This window comes from Undibacterium sp. 5I1 (genome assembly GCF_034314085.1).
Classification (GTDB): Bacteria; Pseudomonadota; Gammaproteobacteria; order Burkholderiales; family Burkholderiaceae_D; genus Undibacterium.
This window is the reverse complement of the sequence record NZ_JAVIWI010000001.1, coordinates 2,799,232-2,815,461: the sequence shown is the minus strand read 5'-3', so window position 1 is coordinate 2,815,461 and position 16,230 is coordinate 2,799,232. Positions and strand designations below refer to the sequence as shown.

Sequence of the window (16,230 nt, the reverse complement as noted above, 5' to 3'; positions counted from 1 at the left end):
GTTTAAGACCAAATTACGATGAATAGCGAGAATAGTTTGACGATGTCAACAAAGCACAATACGTTTGACGCCTCAATACAATCTGCCGCCCGCCAGTTGGAATCGGGGCAGTTAGTCGCGTTTCCGACTGAAACCGTGTACGGACTTGGTGCTGATGCAGAGAATCCGTCCGCTGTTGCTGCCATTTATGCAGCCAAAGGCCGTCCTGCCAATCATCCTGTGATCGTACATCTGGCGCCGGAGGCCGATATTCAGTATTGGGCTGCCGATATTCCGGCCGAGGCACATCGGCTGATTGCCGCATTTTGGCCGGGACCATTGACCTTAATTTTGACGCGTGCCGCGCATATCCCAGGCGCCGTATCTGGCGGTCAGGATTCAATAGGATTACGTTGCCCTTCACATCCGGTTGCACAGCAGTTGTTACGCGCGTTTAAAAATGGTAAAGGTGGTATCGCAGCGCCATCGGCAAATAAATTTGGACATGTTAGTCCGACCACAGCGCAGCATGTTCGAGATGAATTTCCAGCCGAGCTTGCGAACCAGATGATCACAGCAGTGCTAGACGGTGGTCAGAGTGATGTCGGTATAGAGTCAACAATTTTGGATTTAACGAGATTGGAAACCCACGGACCAGTATTATTGCGACCCGGCCACATCTCTGCCGCCGAACTGGCACGCGTATTAGGAATACAGCCATCCGCGCCTGATATCACCGCACCAAGAGCATCGGGTACCTTGGATGCGCACTACGCTCCAAACACGCCGGTTGTTTTAATCGCAGAAGACACGCTGGAATCGACCATACAGCAATTGCTGGATAGCGGCAAAAAAGTGGCGGTCATGCGTTACCAGGAACATGTTCAGCAAAACGTGCAGGCATTAAAAGTGATCGTTGCTGATCCGTCAGTGTATGCGCATGATCTGTATGCTGGTTTGCGCGAACTGGATGCCGCGCATGCCGATGTGATTTTGGTTGAAATGCTACCGGATGATCACGCCTGGCAAGGCGTTAACGATCGCTTGCGACGTGCTGCGTTTGATTCGCGTGACGTACTACAAAAGCTGCTCACTAATTGAGCGAACTAAGCGAACTAAGTCGCGGTTTTACAGAAACCTTAGCGACTATTTGTACAGCAGCTTCATCACTAGAATAAATATTGCCAACACCAGAGTAATAAAATTGGCAATGATGATCGGTAGCGCGTTCAGCATCAGGCCGTACGCCAGCCACATGGCAATCCCACCTACCAGGATGATGTACATGCCCAGTGACACACCGTCAGCACGCTTGCGACGCCAGGTCATCCATGCTTGGGGAATAAAGGCAGTTGTCGTCATGCTGGCGGCAATATAGCCGATCAGATCAGTCAGTTGAGGCATCATTTACTTGGCAGTATCAGTATGGTTGCCGTAGTTATGCTATCGCTACGGTGTGGATTGCGGCGGCAAAAATTGACCAGAATGATAAATGAGCGGGGCTTGCGGAGTAAATTCACAATGCTCTACTTCGCCGACAAAAATCACATGGTCACCTTCTGGATAGCGGCTGCGATTATGACACTCAAACCAAGCAGATGCACCAACTAAAATAGGATGACCGGTGCGAGACAAACGATAATCTACCCCCTCAAACCGATCTTTTTTACGACTGGCAAATTGTTCTGCAACCCAAGCCTGTTCGGATGACAAAATATTCACAACATAGTGAGAATTGCCGCTAAAAGCGTCCATGCTACTTGACGTATTTGCCAGACTCCACAACACCAGCGGCGGATCGAGTGAGACAGAATTGAAGGAACTGGCTGTCAGACCCAAATAAGTCCCGTCTGCCAGACGAGTCGTAATCACCGTCACGCCAGTCGCAAACTGCGACAAAGCCTGACGAAAGTGGGGGGTATCAAATTCGCGCTTAGCAGCGCGGGGGGAGCGAGTATGCATTGGGTTTCCAGATTTATTTTGGGCATTATCCGGTATTTTTCATTAGATTGCTCACGCCCATTCTGCTCCGTATGCCAACTAATCTATGCATCAAACTAGTAGTTTTATTTTGCTCCTTAATTAATTATCTAATCAGTGTCCATAAATATGGAGTGACATATATCGATTAGTCCTGTCTGAGCTATTACAGTATAGAAAAATACATTTTTGAGACGAGGACTTTAATTTAAATTGAGGCCAATCTCATGGCGATTTCTTCAAGAACATCATTCCAGTTTCCAGTTTCCTTTTGTCGAAATAGGGTTACGGTTTTATACCATGGGCTGTCTGATCTGTTATGCATCCAGCGCCAATCAGGATTAAACGGGACAAGTAGCCATACAGGTTTTCCAAGCGATGCTGCAAGATGTGCGACCGAAGTATCGACAGCAATAACCAAATCCAGTTTTGAAATGAGCGCCGCAGTTTCCACAAAATCTGTTAATTCACCACCCCATTGCTTGACCGAAGTCTGCTGATCTAGAGCCGTCTGATCTCGTGATCTAACTTCCTTTTGAAGACTAAAAAACTGTACGTTCTCTACAATGATTTTTGAAAACTCTGAAAAAGGGATGGATCGATTTTTATCGTTTTGGTGATCTCGATTGCCTGACCATACTATGCCTACCTTTTTATCTGTTGACTGACCAACTTTAAGTTGCCAGCGTGTTGCTGCATCGGGTGCGATTTCATCAATATCAAAATATTTTTCTTGTACCGGAATCGTTTCTAAAGCTGTATTAAAGGCACAAGGTAAACTTGGAAGCGGACAATGGTAATCAAAAGACGGCAGCACTTCACCTTGAGCAAATACTTCTGCGGCTCCATCGAAATTTTTGAGTAAAGTTTTTAATGATGCCTGCACTTCGAGTATCACGCGCGCGCCCAATTTCGCTACTAATGTGACATAACGCACAAAATTAATCGTATCGCCTAACCCTTGTTCACCATAAAGCAAAATGGTTTTATTTTTTAACGGTTGCTCACCTAGCCATAAAGGCACAATAAAATGTCGCTTTCCTTCCACGAATGGCGAGCATTTCCAGCGCCATTCGTATTTTGCCCATCCTTTCAGGAAATCGCCTAGCACCAGGCGACTAAAGCTTTCGTCAAAGTGAGCCTTAGCAAAATCAGGTTGAATGCGTATGGCCTCAGCAAAATCAAGCAAAGCTTCTTCGTGCATCTCAAGTTTTTGATATGTTTTTGCCCGGTTAAAAAACGTCAACAAGTGCTGAGAATCTATCTGTAAAGCCTTCGCAAACTGAGAAAGCGCCTCGTAATAACGGCCTAGAGCGGTAAGAATTAATCCCTTATGATGAACTGCATCACAAAATCTGGGATCAATCTCAAGTGAGCATTCTACGTCTTTCATCGCCATATCTAAATGACCATGATCGAACTCTATGACGCTTTTGTTATGCCAAACGATCGCTAAATTAGGCTGGGCATCTAATGCTAGCTGGTAATATTTTAAAGCCTCTGAATTTTGATGTTGCAATTGCAATAAAATGCCACTATTCACTAATGCCTCGACACAATCGTGCTTTATTTTTAGAGCTGCTTTAAAGCTAGCCAAAGCCTCATTTCCTCGCTCAAGTAACATTAACATATTGCCGCGTGTAACTAAGGCCGCTAAGTTTTCTGGATTTAATGAAGTCGCTTTGTCCGCATTTTCAAAAGCATCGGTTAATTTTCCTTTAGATTCAAATGCGAGACTTAATTGCAGATAAGCTTGACTGAAGTCTGAGCGTATAGAAATTGCTTTTTGATATGCCAAAATAGCAGAGTCAACAAGGTGCTGACGTATAAATATATCGCCTTTAATTAAATAAAAATCAGCTTCATCTGGGATATGAGTGAGCGCTAAATCAACAATACTTTGCGCCTTCTCAAGATCTCCAGTTTGAGCCATTAAATAACTGTATTCCCGGTATGCCAGCTGGAACTGTGGTTTCAAATCTATGACTTTTTCATATCTTTGAATCGCTTCTTGCCTCCTCCCAGCGATGCTGGCCATCGATGCGAGCATGTAGTGGGCATCAAAGTCCTCTGGCGATAATTGCAGCGCTATTTCGAGTTGTTGTGCCGCTGCATAACTTTTACCTTGCTCTTTTAATACATAACCGAGCATCACATATGCATTTGTATCCGCTTTATTTTGCTTTATGGCTTTTTGGTAATGTATTTCAGCTTCCGCCAAATTCCCTGCGTCTAATAAGGCATTAGCTATTTCTTTATGAGTTTTTTCCACTTCTGGAGGACGAACATCAGGAATTTGATTTTTTATAATTGAAATTTGCGGATCTAAATCCTTACTTGGCACTGGTGGAGTAAGAATTTTTTTTAGCCAAGTGAACATATTTTTAAGTTTTTTCTATAAATTTCGATTTAATTAGTATTCATTCTTACTGCCATATTGAAAATAGAAATAAAAGAAGCATTACAACTTTAAGATAATCCAATTTGTTAATTGATCAACATACTCTCTGTCGTACCCCTTTTTAATCAGCTCCCATTTGAAGGTATTTCCTAAGGCAGCTTTTTTATACGTGTTCATTTTACGGTCTTGTTTAAATTCGATCACAAGTTGACTGAGTTTATTTAGCATCGCTTCGTGTTTTTTATTTAGAATTTTGCCAACTGCGCTTTCAACAGGAGTCCGCTCAATTAAAGCTTCCGCCAATATTTGGCCAAATTGTTTTTCTTCAGTAGCGTCAAACCAGCTAAATATTTTCATGGGTAATTCACAGACTATTTGATAATTAAAAAACGAAAGTTTATTTAGTTAAACTCAGATTTACACATATGGAGTTTTTGAGAATCTCGAAAATCATCTTTGATGCGATTGATAAAAATATTTTTAGAGAAATTCAATTTTCTCGACAGAATTGCAGCAAATTCAAACGATATAGTTTAGCAAAAGCTGGTCCACGGCAATGGCATTCTGATGTGTTTATTTTTGCTAAGCTGCAAATCTCTCATCTTCCTCATCACTGGTTGGCTAAAATGCAATGATGATCTTAATACGATTAAGCTCAAGTCGGCTGCCATTAAAAATACGTTAGCACAATACAATCTAACTGAAATTACTTGGTAAGTATAAATGAGCAGAGGAAGGTTCCCAAACCAGTAAAATAGTCAGAGATGGCATCAGGCTTACGGTTTATTCACTCAGTCATCAAACTATAAATTCTAAAAACATATATTTCAGCCCGGAATAAGAAGCGTTTGCTTATTTGTAAGCTCATAATAAAACCAGCTAAAAAGTTCTTGTCTGGCCTAACAAGCGGTTCAGCCCGCATGTGTTAAACTTGCGCCCTCAAAAGACCCTGCAAACGACCTTGCAGAATTTGCATAAGTTGTTGATTTGTTTGTCTATTTTGGAAGAGCTAATCCTATGTTGAGAATGCCTGTATTTTCCCTGCTGCGACGTTGTTGCGCAATGATGTTATTGGGTAGTTTAAGCTTGGTTTTGAGTGTGGCGCATGCCGATCCGCGCACTTTTCCAATTGGTACCAAGCGTGGCGTATTAACTGCCTCTGCTTATCCGGACATTGTGATTGATGGCAAGGTTCAAGTTACCCGGCCTTCTACCCGTATTTTTAACGAACTAGGTTTGCTGGTATTGCCCGCTACTTTGCCGAACGCCACCTTAAAGATTAACTATCTTGCGAATGAGTATGGTGAGATAGAGCGTATCTGGATTTTGACTGTGCAAGAAGCGAATGTGGATATAAGCAAACAACTAAAACAAAACTAATGGGATTTCTAAAAACCTCTTACCCGAGCGCATCGCGTTGTTGCAAAGCCTCGCAATACCGACGTATTGCTATGTTTTGCGCCTAGCGCTGCATCTCGATTAAGAGGTTTTTAGAAGCTCCCCAAAGCAAAACTAAAACAAAACTAAATAAGTAATATTAAGAAGAATCAAACCGTCATGCCAAAAAAAGTATTTATTAAAACCTTCGGTTGTCAGATGAACGAGTATGACTCGGACAAGATGAACGATGTGCTCCATGCCTCCGAGGGTATGATCAAAACTGATAAAGCAGAAGATGCCGATGTCATTCTGCTCAACACATGCAGCGTGCGTGAAAAAGCCTCTGAAAAAGTGTTTTCTGATCTGGGTCGTTTGCGTGAACTTAAGCGCAACAAGCCTGATCTGATTATCGGTGTCGGTGGCTGCGTCGCCTCGCAAGAAGGTGCGGCGATTATCAAGCGTGCGCCTTATGTTGATGTGGTATTTGGTCCGCAAACTTTGCATCGTTTGCCACAATTGCTGAATGATCGTCGTACCAGCGGACGTTCGCAAGTCGATATCAGTTTTCCTGAAATTGAAAAGTTCGATCATTTGCCGCCTGCGAAAGTAGAAGGCGCGACGGCGTTTGTATCGATCATGGAAGGTTGCAGTAAGTATTGCAGTTACTGCGTTGTACCTTACACGCGTGGTGAAGAAGTCTCGCGTCCATTCAACGATGTTCTGGCAGAAGTTGCCGGGCTGGCAGAGCAGGGCGTCAAAGAGATTTCGCTGCTGGGCCAAAACGTCAATGCGTATCGCGGCAAAATGGACGATGGCGAAATCGCCGACTTTGCGCTGTTGCTGGAATATATTGCCGAGTTCCCGCAGATTGAACGTATTCGTTTTGTCACCAGCCATCCTAAAGAATTTAACCAGCGCCTGATCGATGCATTTGCCAAGATTCCTAAAATTGCGAATCATGTTTTCTTGCCGGCACAGCATGGCTCGGATCGCATCTTGTCCGCGATGAAACGCGGCTACACAGCGATTGAATACAAGTCAGTTCTGCGCCGCCTGCGTGCGGTGCGTCCTGATATTTCTGTTTCGTCTGATTTTATCGTTGGCTTCCCCGGCGAGACGCAAGAAGATTTTGATGCCTTGATGAAGTTGATTGACGACATCGGTTTCGATAATAGCTTTAGCTTTATTTTCAGCAAACGCCCGGGTACGCCTGCAGCGAGTTTGGCTGACGATACGCCGCATGAGCTTAAATTAAAACGCCTGCAACATCTACAAGCAGTGATCGACAGCAATACCAAAAAATACAGTAACGCAATGATCGGTACAGTGCAGCGCATTCTGGTTGAGGGTCCATCGGTTAAGGATCCGAATGAATTGCAAGGCCGTTCTGAGAACAACCGTGTAGTCAACTTCGCCGGGCCAGCAAGCCTGATCGGGCAGCTAGTGAATACCAGAATTACGGAGTCCTACAATTACTCTTTGCGCGGTGAATTGATTTCCGAATTGTTGGAAGTCAACTGAGCCAGCAGGGTTAAATAATTCGATTAACGTAAGATCAGAATGAGTCTAAGCATCACTTCAACAACCGATCCAACAACCTATTGATGAAACCAAAAATGCCTGTTCCTGTTTTGCACTTCATGCCGCAGCCGATGGACAACACCCGATTGGCGCATTTGTGCGGGCCTTTGGATGAAAACATGCGGCAGATTTCGGCCGCTTTAGATGTCAGTATTTTCCGGCGTGGTGATAAGTTTGTCGTTAGTGGTCACAATGCGCAAAATGCGCTGGACATCCTTGAGCATTTTTATACCAAAGCAAAAAAAATCATCTCTATCGATGAAGTGCAATTAGCCTTGGTCGAGCAACGGGCAACCAATAATGCCAAGGCTAAGTTGGCGAACAATCCTGACATTGCCGCCCCTGTGGGCAAGGCCACGAAAGCCAGCGCGGCGAAGAAAATCGTTAAAGTCGTTGCGCCTTTAGTCGATACGGACGGTGTGGATGGTGACGCTGAGTTTGACTTAGATGCAGCGGCAGAAGGACCTATCCTCAAAACTCGCCGGGCAGATTTGCGTGGACGTACACCACATCAAAATCTCTACCTCAAAGCAATTGTTGAGCACGACATCACATTTGGCATAGGTCCTGCCGGTACCGGCAAAACTTACTTGGCAGTTGCCTGCGCGGTAGATGCTCTGGAGCGCGATGCGGTCAAGCGTATCGTCTTGACGCGTCCTGCGGTCGAAGCAGGTGAGCGCCTCGGATTTTTGCCGGGCGATCTGGCACAAAAAGTTGATCCTTATCTGCGACCTTTATACGATGCGCTGTACGACTTGCTTGGTTTTGATCGCACGCAAAAGATGTTTGAAAAACAGTCGATAGAAATTGCGCCGTTGGCTTACATGCGTGGTCGCACTTTAAATCACGCTTTCATTATTCTGGATGAAGCGCAAAATACGACGCCAGAGCAAATGAAAATGTTTTTGACCCGTATTGGCTTTGGTAGTAAAGCCGTAGTTACCGGCGATGTCACACAGATTGATTTACAACGCGGTCAGCGTAGCGGTTTGGTTGATGCATGTCAGGTACTCAATGAAGTCCGGGGCATCGGCTTCGCCCGCTTCACCAGTGCCGACGTGGTGCGTCACCCCTTGGTGGGCAGAATTGTCGATGCCTATGAAACAGCCAATGCACATAACGCCGATCTCGGCACTTTAAAACAAGCAACGCCGTTGAGTTCGGCGCACGGACGTAAAAAATAATGGCAGCAAAACACAAACTCAGTTTATCCGTTCAATATCCTGATCCTCGCTTAAAAGAAAATCTACCGCGGCCTCTGTTACGCAAAGCGATACAGGCGGCGCTGTTTGCTCCCGCAGAATTGACTTTACGATTTGTGGATGCAGAAGAAGGCCAGACCTTAAATCGTGATTATCGCGGCAAAGACTATGCGACTAACGTACTGACCTTTGCTTACACCGAAGATGAAGACGCCGAAGTAACGCAGGCAGACATCATTTTTTGCACAGATGTCTTGCTGAGTGAAGCACAGCAGCAAAAAAAATCGGTAGAAGAACATGCGGTTCATCTGGTCGTCCATGGCGTTTTACACGCCCAGGGTTATGACCACGAGACCGACGAAGAAGCAGAAGAGATGGAAGCCTTAGAGATCGAGATTCTGGCTGACTTGGGTTGGCCAAATCCGTATTTGTAATCCTAGGTTGTAGGCGGTTGTCGCTATTTCTGAACGCTGAATCTAGTCTTGTCTTTATTCGAGATTAAATCATACTCCCACTATGTATATTTAATTGTCCAGGTATTAATTGGACGATGAGCCTATTTTTAAGAAAATAGTGGGGAGTATATTGATTTAAACGCATTTTTGAATGATCTCTGACTATCTCATCCACAACTAAAAAGCCCCAGCATTTAACTCCCCTCGCCCGCAGGCGGGAGAGGGAGTATATCTCTAGCTTACATGTAGCTTATTTGCGGTCAAGTCAGATGCAATGTCACACCGCTTTTCGATAATGACTGACTAGCAAATAGCTTTTCGCATACAGCGCAAATGCCAGCGCTGCTAATAATGCAAAGCCAGCAAAGAAGAACATTTGGAACGCAGTCACACTCATCCCTGTGCTTTGAATTTGCGTAGTGACTGCTTCACTCTTGACGCTGGAATTGGCTAACAGTACCCATAAGTTGCCGATGGTAACGGACAAATTCCAAAAGCTCATGATCACACCTTTCATCGCCAGCGGTGCCTGGCTGTAGGCAAATTCCAAGCCAGTTGCCGACACCAATACTTCGCCAAACGTTAGCAAAGCATAAGGCAAGATTTGCCAGGTGATCGACAAAGGATTGCCACCATCAATCGCCACTTGCATCAGACCAACGACGATCCACGCAAGCCCTGAGAAAGCGATCCCTAATCCCATGCGGCGTAGCGCAGTCAGCTCAATACCCATACGTTTTAGAATCGGATACAGGATCAGATTGTTAAACGGAATTAATAACATCACCAGCATAGGATTTAGGGCTTGCATCTGCGCTGATTGAAACCAGTCTGGCTTGGTCATCTGATCAGCTTGCAAAATCCAGGTCGATGCCTTTTGATCAAACAGCGACCAAAACGGCGTTACCAAAGCAAACACCACCAGCAAACGTAATACGGAGCGCACTCCATCTACGGCTTCATCAGGATGTACGCCACGTGCACGATCCAGTTGTATCCAGGCGCCCAGCCCGCCAAAGCCCAGCACCAGCACCAAGCCTAAACATAATGCTGCAACGATGCCGATATTGGGTGTCATCAATAAACCACCAACCGCGAGCACGCCACCCAGCGCTGCGAGGATGAGGCCATTACGACTTTGTCCTGGTGCTGCGCTCATCAACGCAGTGCGGACTACGTTTAAAAAGGAGTCAGGATTTTTCGCTACGGGAGGCACATGTATATAGCGCTTACGTGCCGACCAGAAGATGATCGTAGCAATCAACATCAAGATACCCGGAATGCCGAACGCCACGCTGGCACCAAACTGCTTCAGAAATATCGGCATCAGAAGCGACGCAAAGAATGAGCCGAAATTGATAATCCAGTAAAAGCCATCAAACACTTTTTGCGCCAGATGTTTATTGCTGCGATCAAACTGGTCACCCACAAACGACGCAACTAATGGTTTAATCCCGCCTGAGCCTAGCGCGATTAAAAACAATCCGGTGTAAAAGCCGTTGCGGTTATCGTCAAAAACCGCCAGACAAGCATGCCCCGCGCAATACACCAGACTCAGCCAGAACACACTGTTGTACTTACCGAAAAACCGATCTGCCAGCCAACCGCCCAGCAAAGGAAAAAAATACACGCCAATCACAAAGGTATGGAATACTTCTTTTGCCATATCTTTGCGCATCGCTTCTGGCATCGACAACAATAAACTCGTGATCAAAAATGGGGTGAGAATATTGCGCATGCCATAAAAGCTGAAGCGCTCGCAGCCCTCGCTGGCGATGATGTAGGGAATTTGCTTTGGCATTTTTGCCGGGTCTGTCGGCGTGTGGGTTTCTTCTATTGTTTGACTCATGCATTTCTCCATTTTTTAGTTTTATGGTGATGGACAACAAAACGGCCTCAGTCATTGCTGGGCCGTTTTATTTTTAGTGATCGAAGATCTCAATGGATAATTGAGATTTAGAGCACTTGTCGCAGCAACGCAGTATCGCCAGTCGAACAAATGGATGTCAAGCAGTATGTCTACCTAGTTCTGTGAGTCGTCAGGCAAAGTGCTTGGATTGCCTGGATTCGCTGCGTTCTAGTCAGTCTTTTCCTTTTGATGGAAGGGCGCAAACCAGCACACCAGAAACGAGGGGATTGTCGCGATCATCACAAACGTAAAGTAGCTGGTGTAGCCCAACAACTGTTGTAAGTGACCGCTGATAACGCCAGTCACCAGCATGCACAAACCCATTAAGCCGGTACCAAAAGCGTAGTGCGTTGTGGTGTATTTGCCCGGAGCCAGTTGCTGCATTAAATAAATCATGAAGCCGACTGAGCCAAATCCAAAAAAGAATTTTTCAATTGCCACACCGGCGGTAATCGCTAGCAGGCTGCTTGGCTGATACAGGCTCATCAGCAAAAATGTCACGTTAGGGATATTCACTGCGCAGCACAAGATAAATAAAGAAGGCTGTAAGCCACGGCGTGCCAGAAAAATTCCGCCAAGTACAGAACCCAGCAGCACAGCGATCAATCCATAGGTGCCATAAATAATCCCCAGCAGCTCATTGGATAAACCCAAGCCGCCTTTAGCAATCGGATCGACCATAAAGAAGGGGCCGATTTTTTCCAGAAAGCCGATACTCAGGCGGAATAGAAAAGCAAACGCGATCATCAACCAGACATCGCGCTTTTGGAAAAATGTGACAAACGAATCCCACATAATATGCATCGCAGCACGGGCGTTGGTTGGTGTGTTCTCTGCTTTGGCGCCGTCAGGCATTACGCGCATATGCCAGAACGCCATCAGAATAGTCACGCCTGCTACGATGAAAAAAATGATTCGCCAGGCATCTACCCATTCTGGTCCGAATACTTTTGGGTCATGATGGAACACATCGGCATGCAATTTTCCACTTAGATAGACCAGGCCGCCGGATGCGATAATGGGGCCGATGTTCCAGCTTAGTCCCTGTATGCCGCAATACAGTGATTGGGTTTTGCTGTCGAGCGAGGTGACATACACACCATCCGAGGCAATATCTTGCGTGGCGCCTAAAAATGAAATGATCCAGAACAACACCATCAAAATCGCCATATAACTAGGCAAGGACATTACGATCGCCACACCAAAAAAACCAAGCGCCACCGCAATCTGGGTGCAGATCACAAAAAACTTCTTGGTTTTATACATCTCCACAAACGGCGCGAATAGCGGCTTGATGGTGTACGCCAGAATCAGGTAGCTGGCGTATTCCGCCGCTTTACCGTTGTCCATGCCCATATTCTTAAACATGATGGCGGTCACGCTAGTGAGCGTCATATACGTCAAGGCCATCGTGAAATAACCGGTAGGCACCCAGAATAACGGGGAGCGTTTCACCCGAGTGTGGGCGGTTTTTTCTGCAGGCGTATGCGCAGCAGGAGGTATTGCCGTGCCACCAGGCAGGGCGTCGGGAAGGGTGTTTTGCATAGTCTCGTCCTTAGGATACTTTTTTGTTTGCAGTCTTTGCCGCAAACTATTTTATTGCCAGATTTTTAAGCGGAATTCAGGCACAAATTACGCCAGTCAAAATTTATGAAATCCTTTTCAAGAAAGCAGAATAGCATGATCTTTGACTTTGTTTGAGGATTTTTCTGGTACTCAGTGACGTATTAAAGCTCCTGTTGTTAGCAGAGGGGAAGACCCTTGCCTCTAATCATGGAGACGCGTGTACCGGTGTGTTGACATTCCATCCCGTCACCAGCGGCACCAGCAAATCTAAAATCATTAAAATGAAATCCAATACTGAATTAGCCCAATGTCTGTTCAGAAAGCTTATTTTTTGTGTTCTTACTATATTTTTGAAAGTGTCTGATTATGATGATTCGTCTGATTTACGCGAGCCGCGCAGTTAACCTTGGCCCCGCAGATGTAAAAGATATTTTGGCAAGTTCCCGCCGCAACAATCAGAAACTAGCGGTGACCGGAGCACTGAATTTATCCAACGGCATCTTTTTGCAATGCCTGGAAGGTGAGCGCTCCGCAGTCAACGCGGTTTACCACCACATTTTGCGAGACAAACGTCACACCAAGCCAGAGGTCCTGTCCCTGGAGGAAATTACTCAACGCCAGTTTACAAGCTGGAATATGGGCTTGATTGCATCGACCACAGAAAACACAGCCTTGTTCCTAAAGTATTCCCCAACTGCCGAATTTGATCCCTACGGCATGTCAGCACATGCGCTCAAAGAGTTTTTTACAGAGGTAATGAGCAGTGCGCGTTGGCTTAGTTAGTGATGAGTAGTACCGAGTAAGGGGTGTTTAACAAGCACCCGTAGGCGCGATTAGCAAAGAGTAATCGCGCATTTATTTACTGAGATGCCAGGCAAAGTTACGGATTCTGATATTTCCCTTTAGTCTAGCTTTTGCCATTGGGTGAAGGCGACTTCCACTTCCAATGCCTCGACCGGAGTTCACATGTATGCGATCGCGTGCAGTTGCCCTGCGCTAATCTCACCTACGATTTCTGATGTAATAGATAAGTTTTGACATGATTTAGCACCTAAAATTCGCCTTACGCTTGTTGAACTTCTGCCCTCCCGTGTATTCTTGACTCTCCAGCCAATTCGTCTCCGTCGACACCAATGAAACTTTCCCACCTACTCTTTGCGCTACTTCCGATCATGACAAGCACCCATGCCCAAACCGTTTTCCATCCAGACGACATCCCATTGATTACCGTTTCGCCGGGAGTGCAATTAAAAGAACTCACTGGCCGCAGTGCGATGCCGGGCGCCAAGACGGATCAGGGTAGCGTTGCGTTATTCCACTTGGAACCGGGTCGCGCCAGCGCATGGAGTCACAACAAAGTGGGCGAGGAATCGTTCTTTATTCTCAAGGGTCATGGCGAGGTCTGGACAGGGACTACGGCACACGCAGTGCGCCCCGGCTCGTTCATCATCATCCCGCCCAGTGTTGTGCGCTCTATCCGTGCAAGCAAAGGTGAGGCACTGGAGTTTTATGCCATTACCACACCCGCCTGGACCAGTGACGACGATATATTGACTCCCGCTCCTGAGGGGGCGCCGAAGTAATCGTAATGAACGACATTTGTTGTCTATCGCAAATACTCCTAATATGTATATTTAAAGTGTCCATGTGTTATCTGGTTTAGATGACTATTTTTTAAAAATATTAAGGGAGTATGTGTAATCATCTTGGTATTCTTAGACGCATATCTGCGAGTTTTGAATATGCAAGCTAGATGAAAAGTCCTTACGTCCGCCACCATCTTCTCAGAAAAAGATAAAAATAGCTTGCAATTAAATAGCGTGCTATATATTATTCAAAACATGAAATCGCCAGCCGCTACCACCACTGACAACGCTAACCAGACACCTCAACTCGGTGATCAGTTGTGTTTTGCTTTGTACTCAACGTCCCTAGCAATGAGCAAGTTATATCGCAAGCTGCTGAAAAAACTAGGTATTACCTACTCACAGTATCTGGTGTTAATGGTGTTGTGGGAGCAGGATGAGCAGACCGTGAATGATATCGGTCAGAAGTTAGTACTAGATTCGGCGACGTTGACCCCTTTACTAAAACGGATGGAAGCGCAAGAGCTACTTACCCGTGTGCGTGCTGCCAGTGATGAGCGCCAGGTGATTATCTCGCTCACCAAAGCAGGCAATGATTTGCGTAAAGCTGCAGCCGATTTACCAGTATCGGTCTTGTGTGCGACGGAATGTTCTACCGATGAGGTAAAGAATTTAAAGGATCAGATACTCGCATTGCGGGCATCGATTATGAAGACTGCTTAGTAACACGTTGCGACTGTATGAGTTGTATCCGCTGATCGAGGTGCCGCAGAATCAACCGGAAGAAATACTCGATGCGCTGATGGTGTAACTCAAATCCCATTCCAATATTATTTAGATAGTGCACTATTTAATAGTGTATTAAATAAAAATGGTAATAGCATTCAATCAAAGGGAGTAAGTAAAAATCGCCCGCTACACAATGAGAAATAAGCGTGGCCATAAAAATGAAATCGAAGTAATTAAATAGTGCGCTATTTAATTACTGAAAATTTAAATCAAAGAAGGCTGAGCAGCATCGTCAGCTAGTGACAAATTACACCGGCGACTGGCCGCCGGATGTATATAAAGGGTGCCAGAGATCGTACTTAAAAACATTGCGCAGTCCATCACTGCATTTACTTTAAAGGAAATTACTATGACTAACTTAAAAACTGTCCTCGCTGCTAGTGTGATCAATCTTGCTATCGGTAGCGCCTACGCCGCTGGCAGCCCTGGTGTCGAGACGACGACCCAAGGATTTCTGCAAGCACTAGAGGCTGGCGGTGGCAAGCCTCTGGAGCAATTATCTGTTGCCGATGCCCGTGCTGTACTGATCGGTGCGCAAGCTGGTGTCAAACTAACTTTGCCAGCGGCTGATGTATCCGAGAAGATCATTAAAGTCGACGGCGTTGATCTCAAACTTACTATCGTCCGACCAGCGGGTGTCAAAAAAACTTTACCAGCATTTATGTTCTTCCACGGCGGTGGCTGGGTGTTGGGCGATTTTCCTACTCACGAGCGCTTGGTGCGTGATCTGGTCACCAACTCTGGCGCAGTAGCAGTCTTCGTCAACTACACACCATCGCCAGAAGTCGGTTACGGCGTCGCCATCAATCAAGCCTATGCCGCGACCAAATGGGTTGCCGAACACGGTAGAGAGATCAATGTCGATGGCACGCGCCTTGCCGTTGCAGGCAATAGCGTCGGTGGCAATATGGCTACTGTGGTCAGCCTGATGGCAAAAGAAAACGCCGCACCAAAGTTACGCGCACAAGTGCTGCTATGGCCGGTGACGGATGCTGATTTTGATAACGGCTCGTACCAGCAATTTGCCGATGGTCATTTCCTCACCCGCAATATGATGAAATGGTTCTGGGATAACTACACCACTGACGCCGCTAAACGTAAAGAAATCTATGCATCACCATTACGTGCCAGCACCGAGCAATTAAAAGGCTTGCCGCCAACCCTGATCCAGACCGCCGAGTTCGACGTACTGCGCGATGAAGGCGAAGCTTATGGCCGCAAGCTCGACGCCGCTGGTGTTGCTGTCACTACCGTACGCTACAAAGGGATGATCCATGATTTTGGCCTTCTCAATGTCCTCAGTAAAGTACCCGCAGTCCGCTCAGCGATGCTACAAGCCGGTGACGAGCTGAAGCAAAATTTGAAATAAATGGTGAGTGCCTAAGTTGAAATAAGCTTGTTG

15 protein-coding genes are annotated in these 16,230 nt (G+C 46.0%); 9 read left to right on the top strand and 6 right to left on the bottom strand.

Annotated features, from left to right (window positions below):
* The first annotated feature begins 42 nt into the window (after positions 1-42).
* Positions 43-1,080, top strand: a complete 1,038-nt coding sequence (locus RGU72_RS12380) for an L-threonylcarbamoyladenylate synthase (protein WP_322120020.1) — start codon at positions 43-45, stop codon at positions 1,078-1,080.
* 45 nt (positions 1,081-1,125) lie between these two features.
* On the opposite strand, the gene RGU72_RS12375 is transcribed toward RGU72_RS12380, so the two are convergent.
* From RGU72_RS12375 to RGU72_RS12360, 4 genes are all read right to left on the bottom strand, one after another.
* Positions 1,126-1,383, bottom strand: a complete 258-nt coding sequence (locus RGU72_RS12375) for a SemiSWEET transporter (RefSeq protein WP_322120019.1) — start codon at positions 1,381-1,383, stop codon at positions 1,126-1,128.
* A 45-nt stretch (positions 1,384-1,428) separates the two neighbouring features.
* Positions 1,429-1,941, bottom strand: coding sequence for a flavin reductase family protein (locus tag RGU72_RS12370; protein WP_322120018.1), 513 nt, complete (start codon positions 1,939-1,941; stop codon positions 1,429-1,431).
* A gap of 226 nt (positions 1,942-2,167) precedes the next feature.
* Positions 2,168-4,339 carry a tetratricopeptide repeat protein gene (locus tag RGU72_RS12365; protein WP_322120017.1) on the bottom strand — a complete coding sequence of 724 codons (2,172 nt, stop codon included), beginning with the start codon at positions 4,337-4,339 and terminating at the stop codon, positions 2,168-2,170.
* 81 nt (positions 4,340-4,420) lie between these two features.
* Positions 4,421-4,717: a hypothetical protein gene (locus RGU72_RS12360; protein ID WP_322120016.1), complete on the bottom strand. Its 297-nt coding sequence runs from the start codon at positions 4,715-4,717 to the stop codon at positions 4,421-4,423.
* Positions 4,718-5,377: 660 nt separating this feature from the next.
* Here RGU72_RS12360 and RGU72_RS12355 point away from each other — a divergent pair.
* The 4 genes from RGU72_RS12355 (at position 5,378) to ybeY (ending at position 8,957) form a co-directional block, all read left to right on the top strand.
* On the top strand, positions 5,378-5,740 hold the full coding sequence (locus RGU72_RS12355; protein WP_322120015.1) for a hypothetical protein: 363 nt from the start codon (positions 5,378-5,380) through the stop codon (positions 5,738-5,740).
* A gap of 177 nt (positions 5,741-5,917) precedes the next feature.
* Positions 5,918-7,261, top strand: a complete 1,344-nt coding sequence (gene miaB, locus RGU72_RS12350) for a tRNA (N6-isopentenyl adenosine(37)-C2)-methylthiotransferase MiaB (RefSeq protein ID WP_322120014.1) — start codon at positions 5,918-5,920, stop codon at positions 7,259-7,261.
* Positions 7,262-7,344: 83 nt separating this feature from the next.
* Positions 7,345-8,505 carry a PhoH family protein gene (locus RGU72_RS12345; protein WP_322120013.1) on the top strand — a complete coding sequence of 387 codons (1,161 nt, stop codon included), beginning with the start codon at positions 7,345-7,347 and terminating at the stop codon, positions 8,503-8,505.
* Complete coding sequence (ybeY, locus tag RGU72_RS12340; protein ID WP_322120012.1) at positions 8,505-8,957, top strand: rRNA maturation RNase YbeY; 453 nt, start codon at positions 8,505-8,507, stop codon at positions 8,955-8,957. The genes RGU72_RS12345 and ybeY overlap by 1 nt, the downstream gene beginning before the upstream one ends.
* Before the next feature lie 298 nt (positions 8,958-9,255).
* Here the strand turns inward: ybeY and RGU72_RS12335 are convergent, their stop codons facing one another.
* Both RGU72_RS12335 and RGU72_RS12330 read right to left on the bottom strand, forming a co-directional pair.
* Positions 9,256-10,827 (bottom strand): oligopeptide:H+ symporter, encoded by a 1,572-nt coding sequence (locus RGU72_RS12335; RefSeq protein WP_322120011.1) that lies wholly within the window; start codon positions 10,825-10,827, stop codon positions 9,256-9,258.
* A gap of 228 nt (positions 10,828-11,055) precedes the next feature.
* Positions 11,056-12,297: an MFS transporter gene (locus tag RGU72_RS12330; protein WP_322121632.1), complete on the bottom strand. Its 1,242-nt coding sequence runs from the start codon at positions 12,295-12,297 to the stop codon at positions 11,056-11,058.
* Positions 12,298-12,819: 522 nt separating this feature from the next.
* Here RGU72_RS12330 and RGU72_RS12325 point away from each other — a divergent pair.
* The 4 genes from RGU72_RS12325 (at position 12,820) to RGU72_RS12310 (ending at position 16,197) form a co-directional block, all read left to right on the top strand.
* The gene (locus RGU72_RS12325; protein WP_322120010.1) at positions 12,820-13,236 is read left to right on the top strand and encodes a BLUF domain-containing protein; all 417 of its coding nucleotides are present in this window, start codon (positions 12,820-12,822) and stop codon (positions 13,234-13,236) included.
* Between the two features lie 389 nt (positions 13,237-13,625).
* Entirely contained in the window at positions 13,626-14,036 is a 411-nt protein-coding gene (locus RGU72_RS12320; protein WP_322120009.1) for a cupin domain-containing protein, read from the top strand.
* Positions 14,037-14,294: 258 nt separating this feature from the next.
* Positions 14,295-14,762 (top strand): MarR family transcriptional regulator, encoded by a 468-nt coding sequence (locus RGU72_RS12315; protein ID WP_322120008.1) that lies wholly within the window; start codon positions 14,295-14,297, stop codon positions 14,760-14,762.
* Positions 14,763-15,177: 415 nt separating this feature from the next.
* Positions 15,178-16,197, top strand: a complete 1,020-nt coding sequence (locus tag RGU72_RS12310; RefSeq protein WP_322120007.1) for an alpha/beta hydrolase — start codon at positions 15,178-15,180, stop codon at positions 16,195-16,197.
* Positions 16,198-16,230: the final 33 nt, after the last annotated feature.

What these genes read in the sequence shown, in the direction of transcription:
- RGU72_RS12380 (WP_322120020.1), top strand. Translation starts at nt 43, where the DNA reads ATGTCAACAAAGCACAATACGTTTGACGCCTCAATACAATCTGCCGCC.
- RGU72_RS12375 (WP_322120019.1), bottom strand. Translation starts at nt 1,383, where the DNA reads ATGCCTCAACTGACTGATCTGATCGGCTATATTGCCGCCAGCATGACG.
- RGU72_RS12370 (WP_322120018.1), bottom strand. Translation starts at nt 1,941, where the DNA reads ATGCATACTCGCTCCCCCCGCGCTGCTAAGCGCGAATTTGATACCCCC.
- RGU72_RS12365 (WP_322120017.1), bottom strand. Translation starts at nt 4,339, where the DNA reads ATGTTCACTTGGCTAAAAAAAATTCTTACTCCACCAGTGCCAAGTAAG.
- RGU72_RS12360 (WP_322120016.1), bottom strand. Translation starts at nt 4,717, where the DNA reads ATGAAAATATTTAGCTGGTTTGACGCTACTGAAGAAAAACAATTTGGC.
- RGU72_RS12355 (WP_322120015.1), top strand. Translation starts at nt 5,378, where the DNA reads ATGTTGAGAATGCCTGTATTTTCCCTGCTGCGACGTTGTTGCGCAATG.
- miaB (WP_322120014.1), top strand. Translation starts at nt 5,918, where the DNA reads ATGCCAAAAAAAGTATTTATTAAAACCTTCGGTTGTCAGATGAACGAG.
- RGU72_RS12345 (WP_322120013.1), top strand. Translation starts at nt 7,345, where the DNA reads ATGAAACCAAAAATGCCTGTTCCTGTTTTGCACTTCATGCCGCAGCCG.
- ybeY (WP_322120012.1), top strand. Translation starts at nt 8,505, where the DNA reads ATGGCAGCAAAACACAAACTCAGTTTATCCGTTCAATATCCTGATCCT.
- RGU72_RS12335 (WP_322120011.1), bottom strand. Translation starts at nt 10,827, where the DNA reads ATGAGTCAAACAATAGAAGAAACCCACACGCCGACAGACCCGGCAAAA.
- RGU72_RS12330 (WP_322121632.1), bottom strand. Translation starts at nt 12,297, where the DNA reads ATGGCCTTGACGTATATGACGCTCACTAGCGTGACCGCCATCATGTTT.
- RGU72_RS12325 (WP_322120010.1), top strand. Translation starts at nt 12,820, where the DNA reads ATGATGATTCGTCTGATTTACGCGAGCCGCGCAGTTAACCTTGGCCCC.
- RGU72_RS12320 (WP_322120009.1), top strand. Translation starts at nt 13,626, where the DNA reads ATGACAAGCACCCATGCCCAAACCGTTTTCCATCCAGACGACATCCCA.
- RGU72_RS12315 (WP_322120008.1), top strand. Translation starts at nt 14,295, where the DNA reads ATGAAATCGCCAGCCGCTACCACCACTGACAACGCTAACCAGACACCT.
- RGU72_RS12310 (WP_322120007.1), top strand. Translation starts at nt 15,178, where the DNA reads ATGACTAACTTAAAAACTGTCCTCGCTGCTAGTGTGATCAATCTTGCT.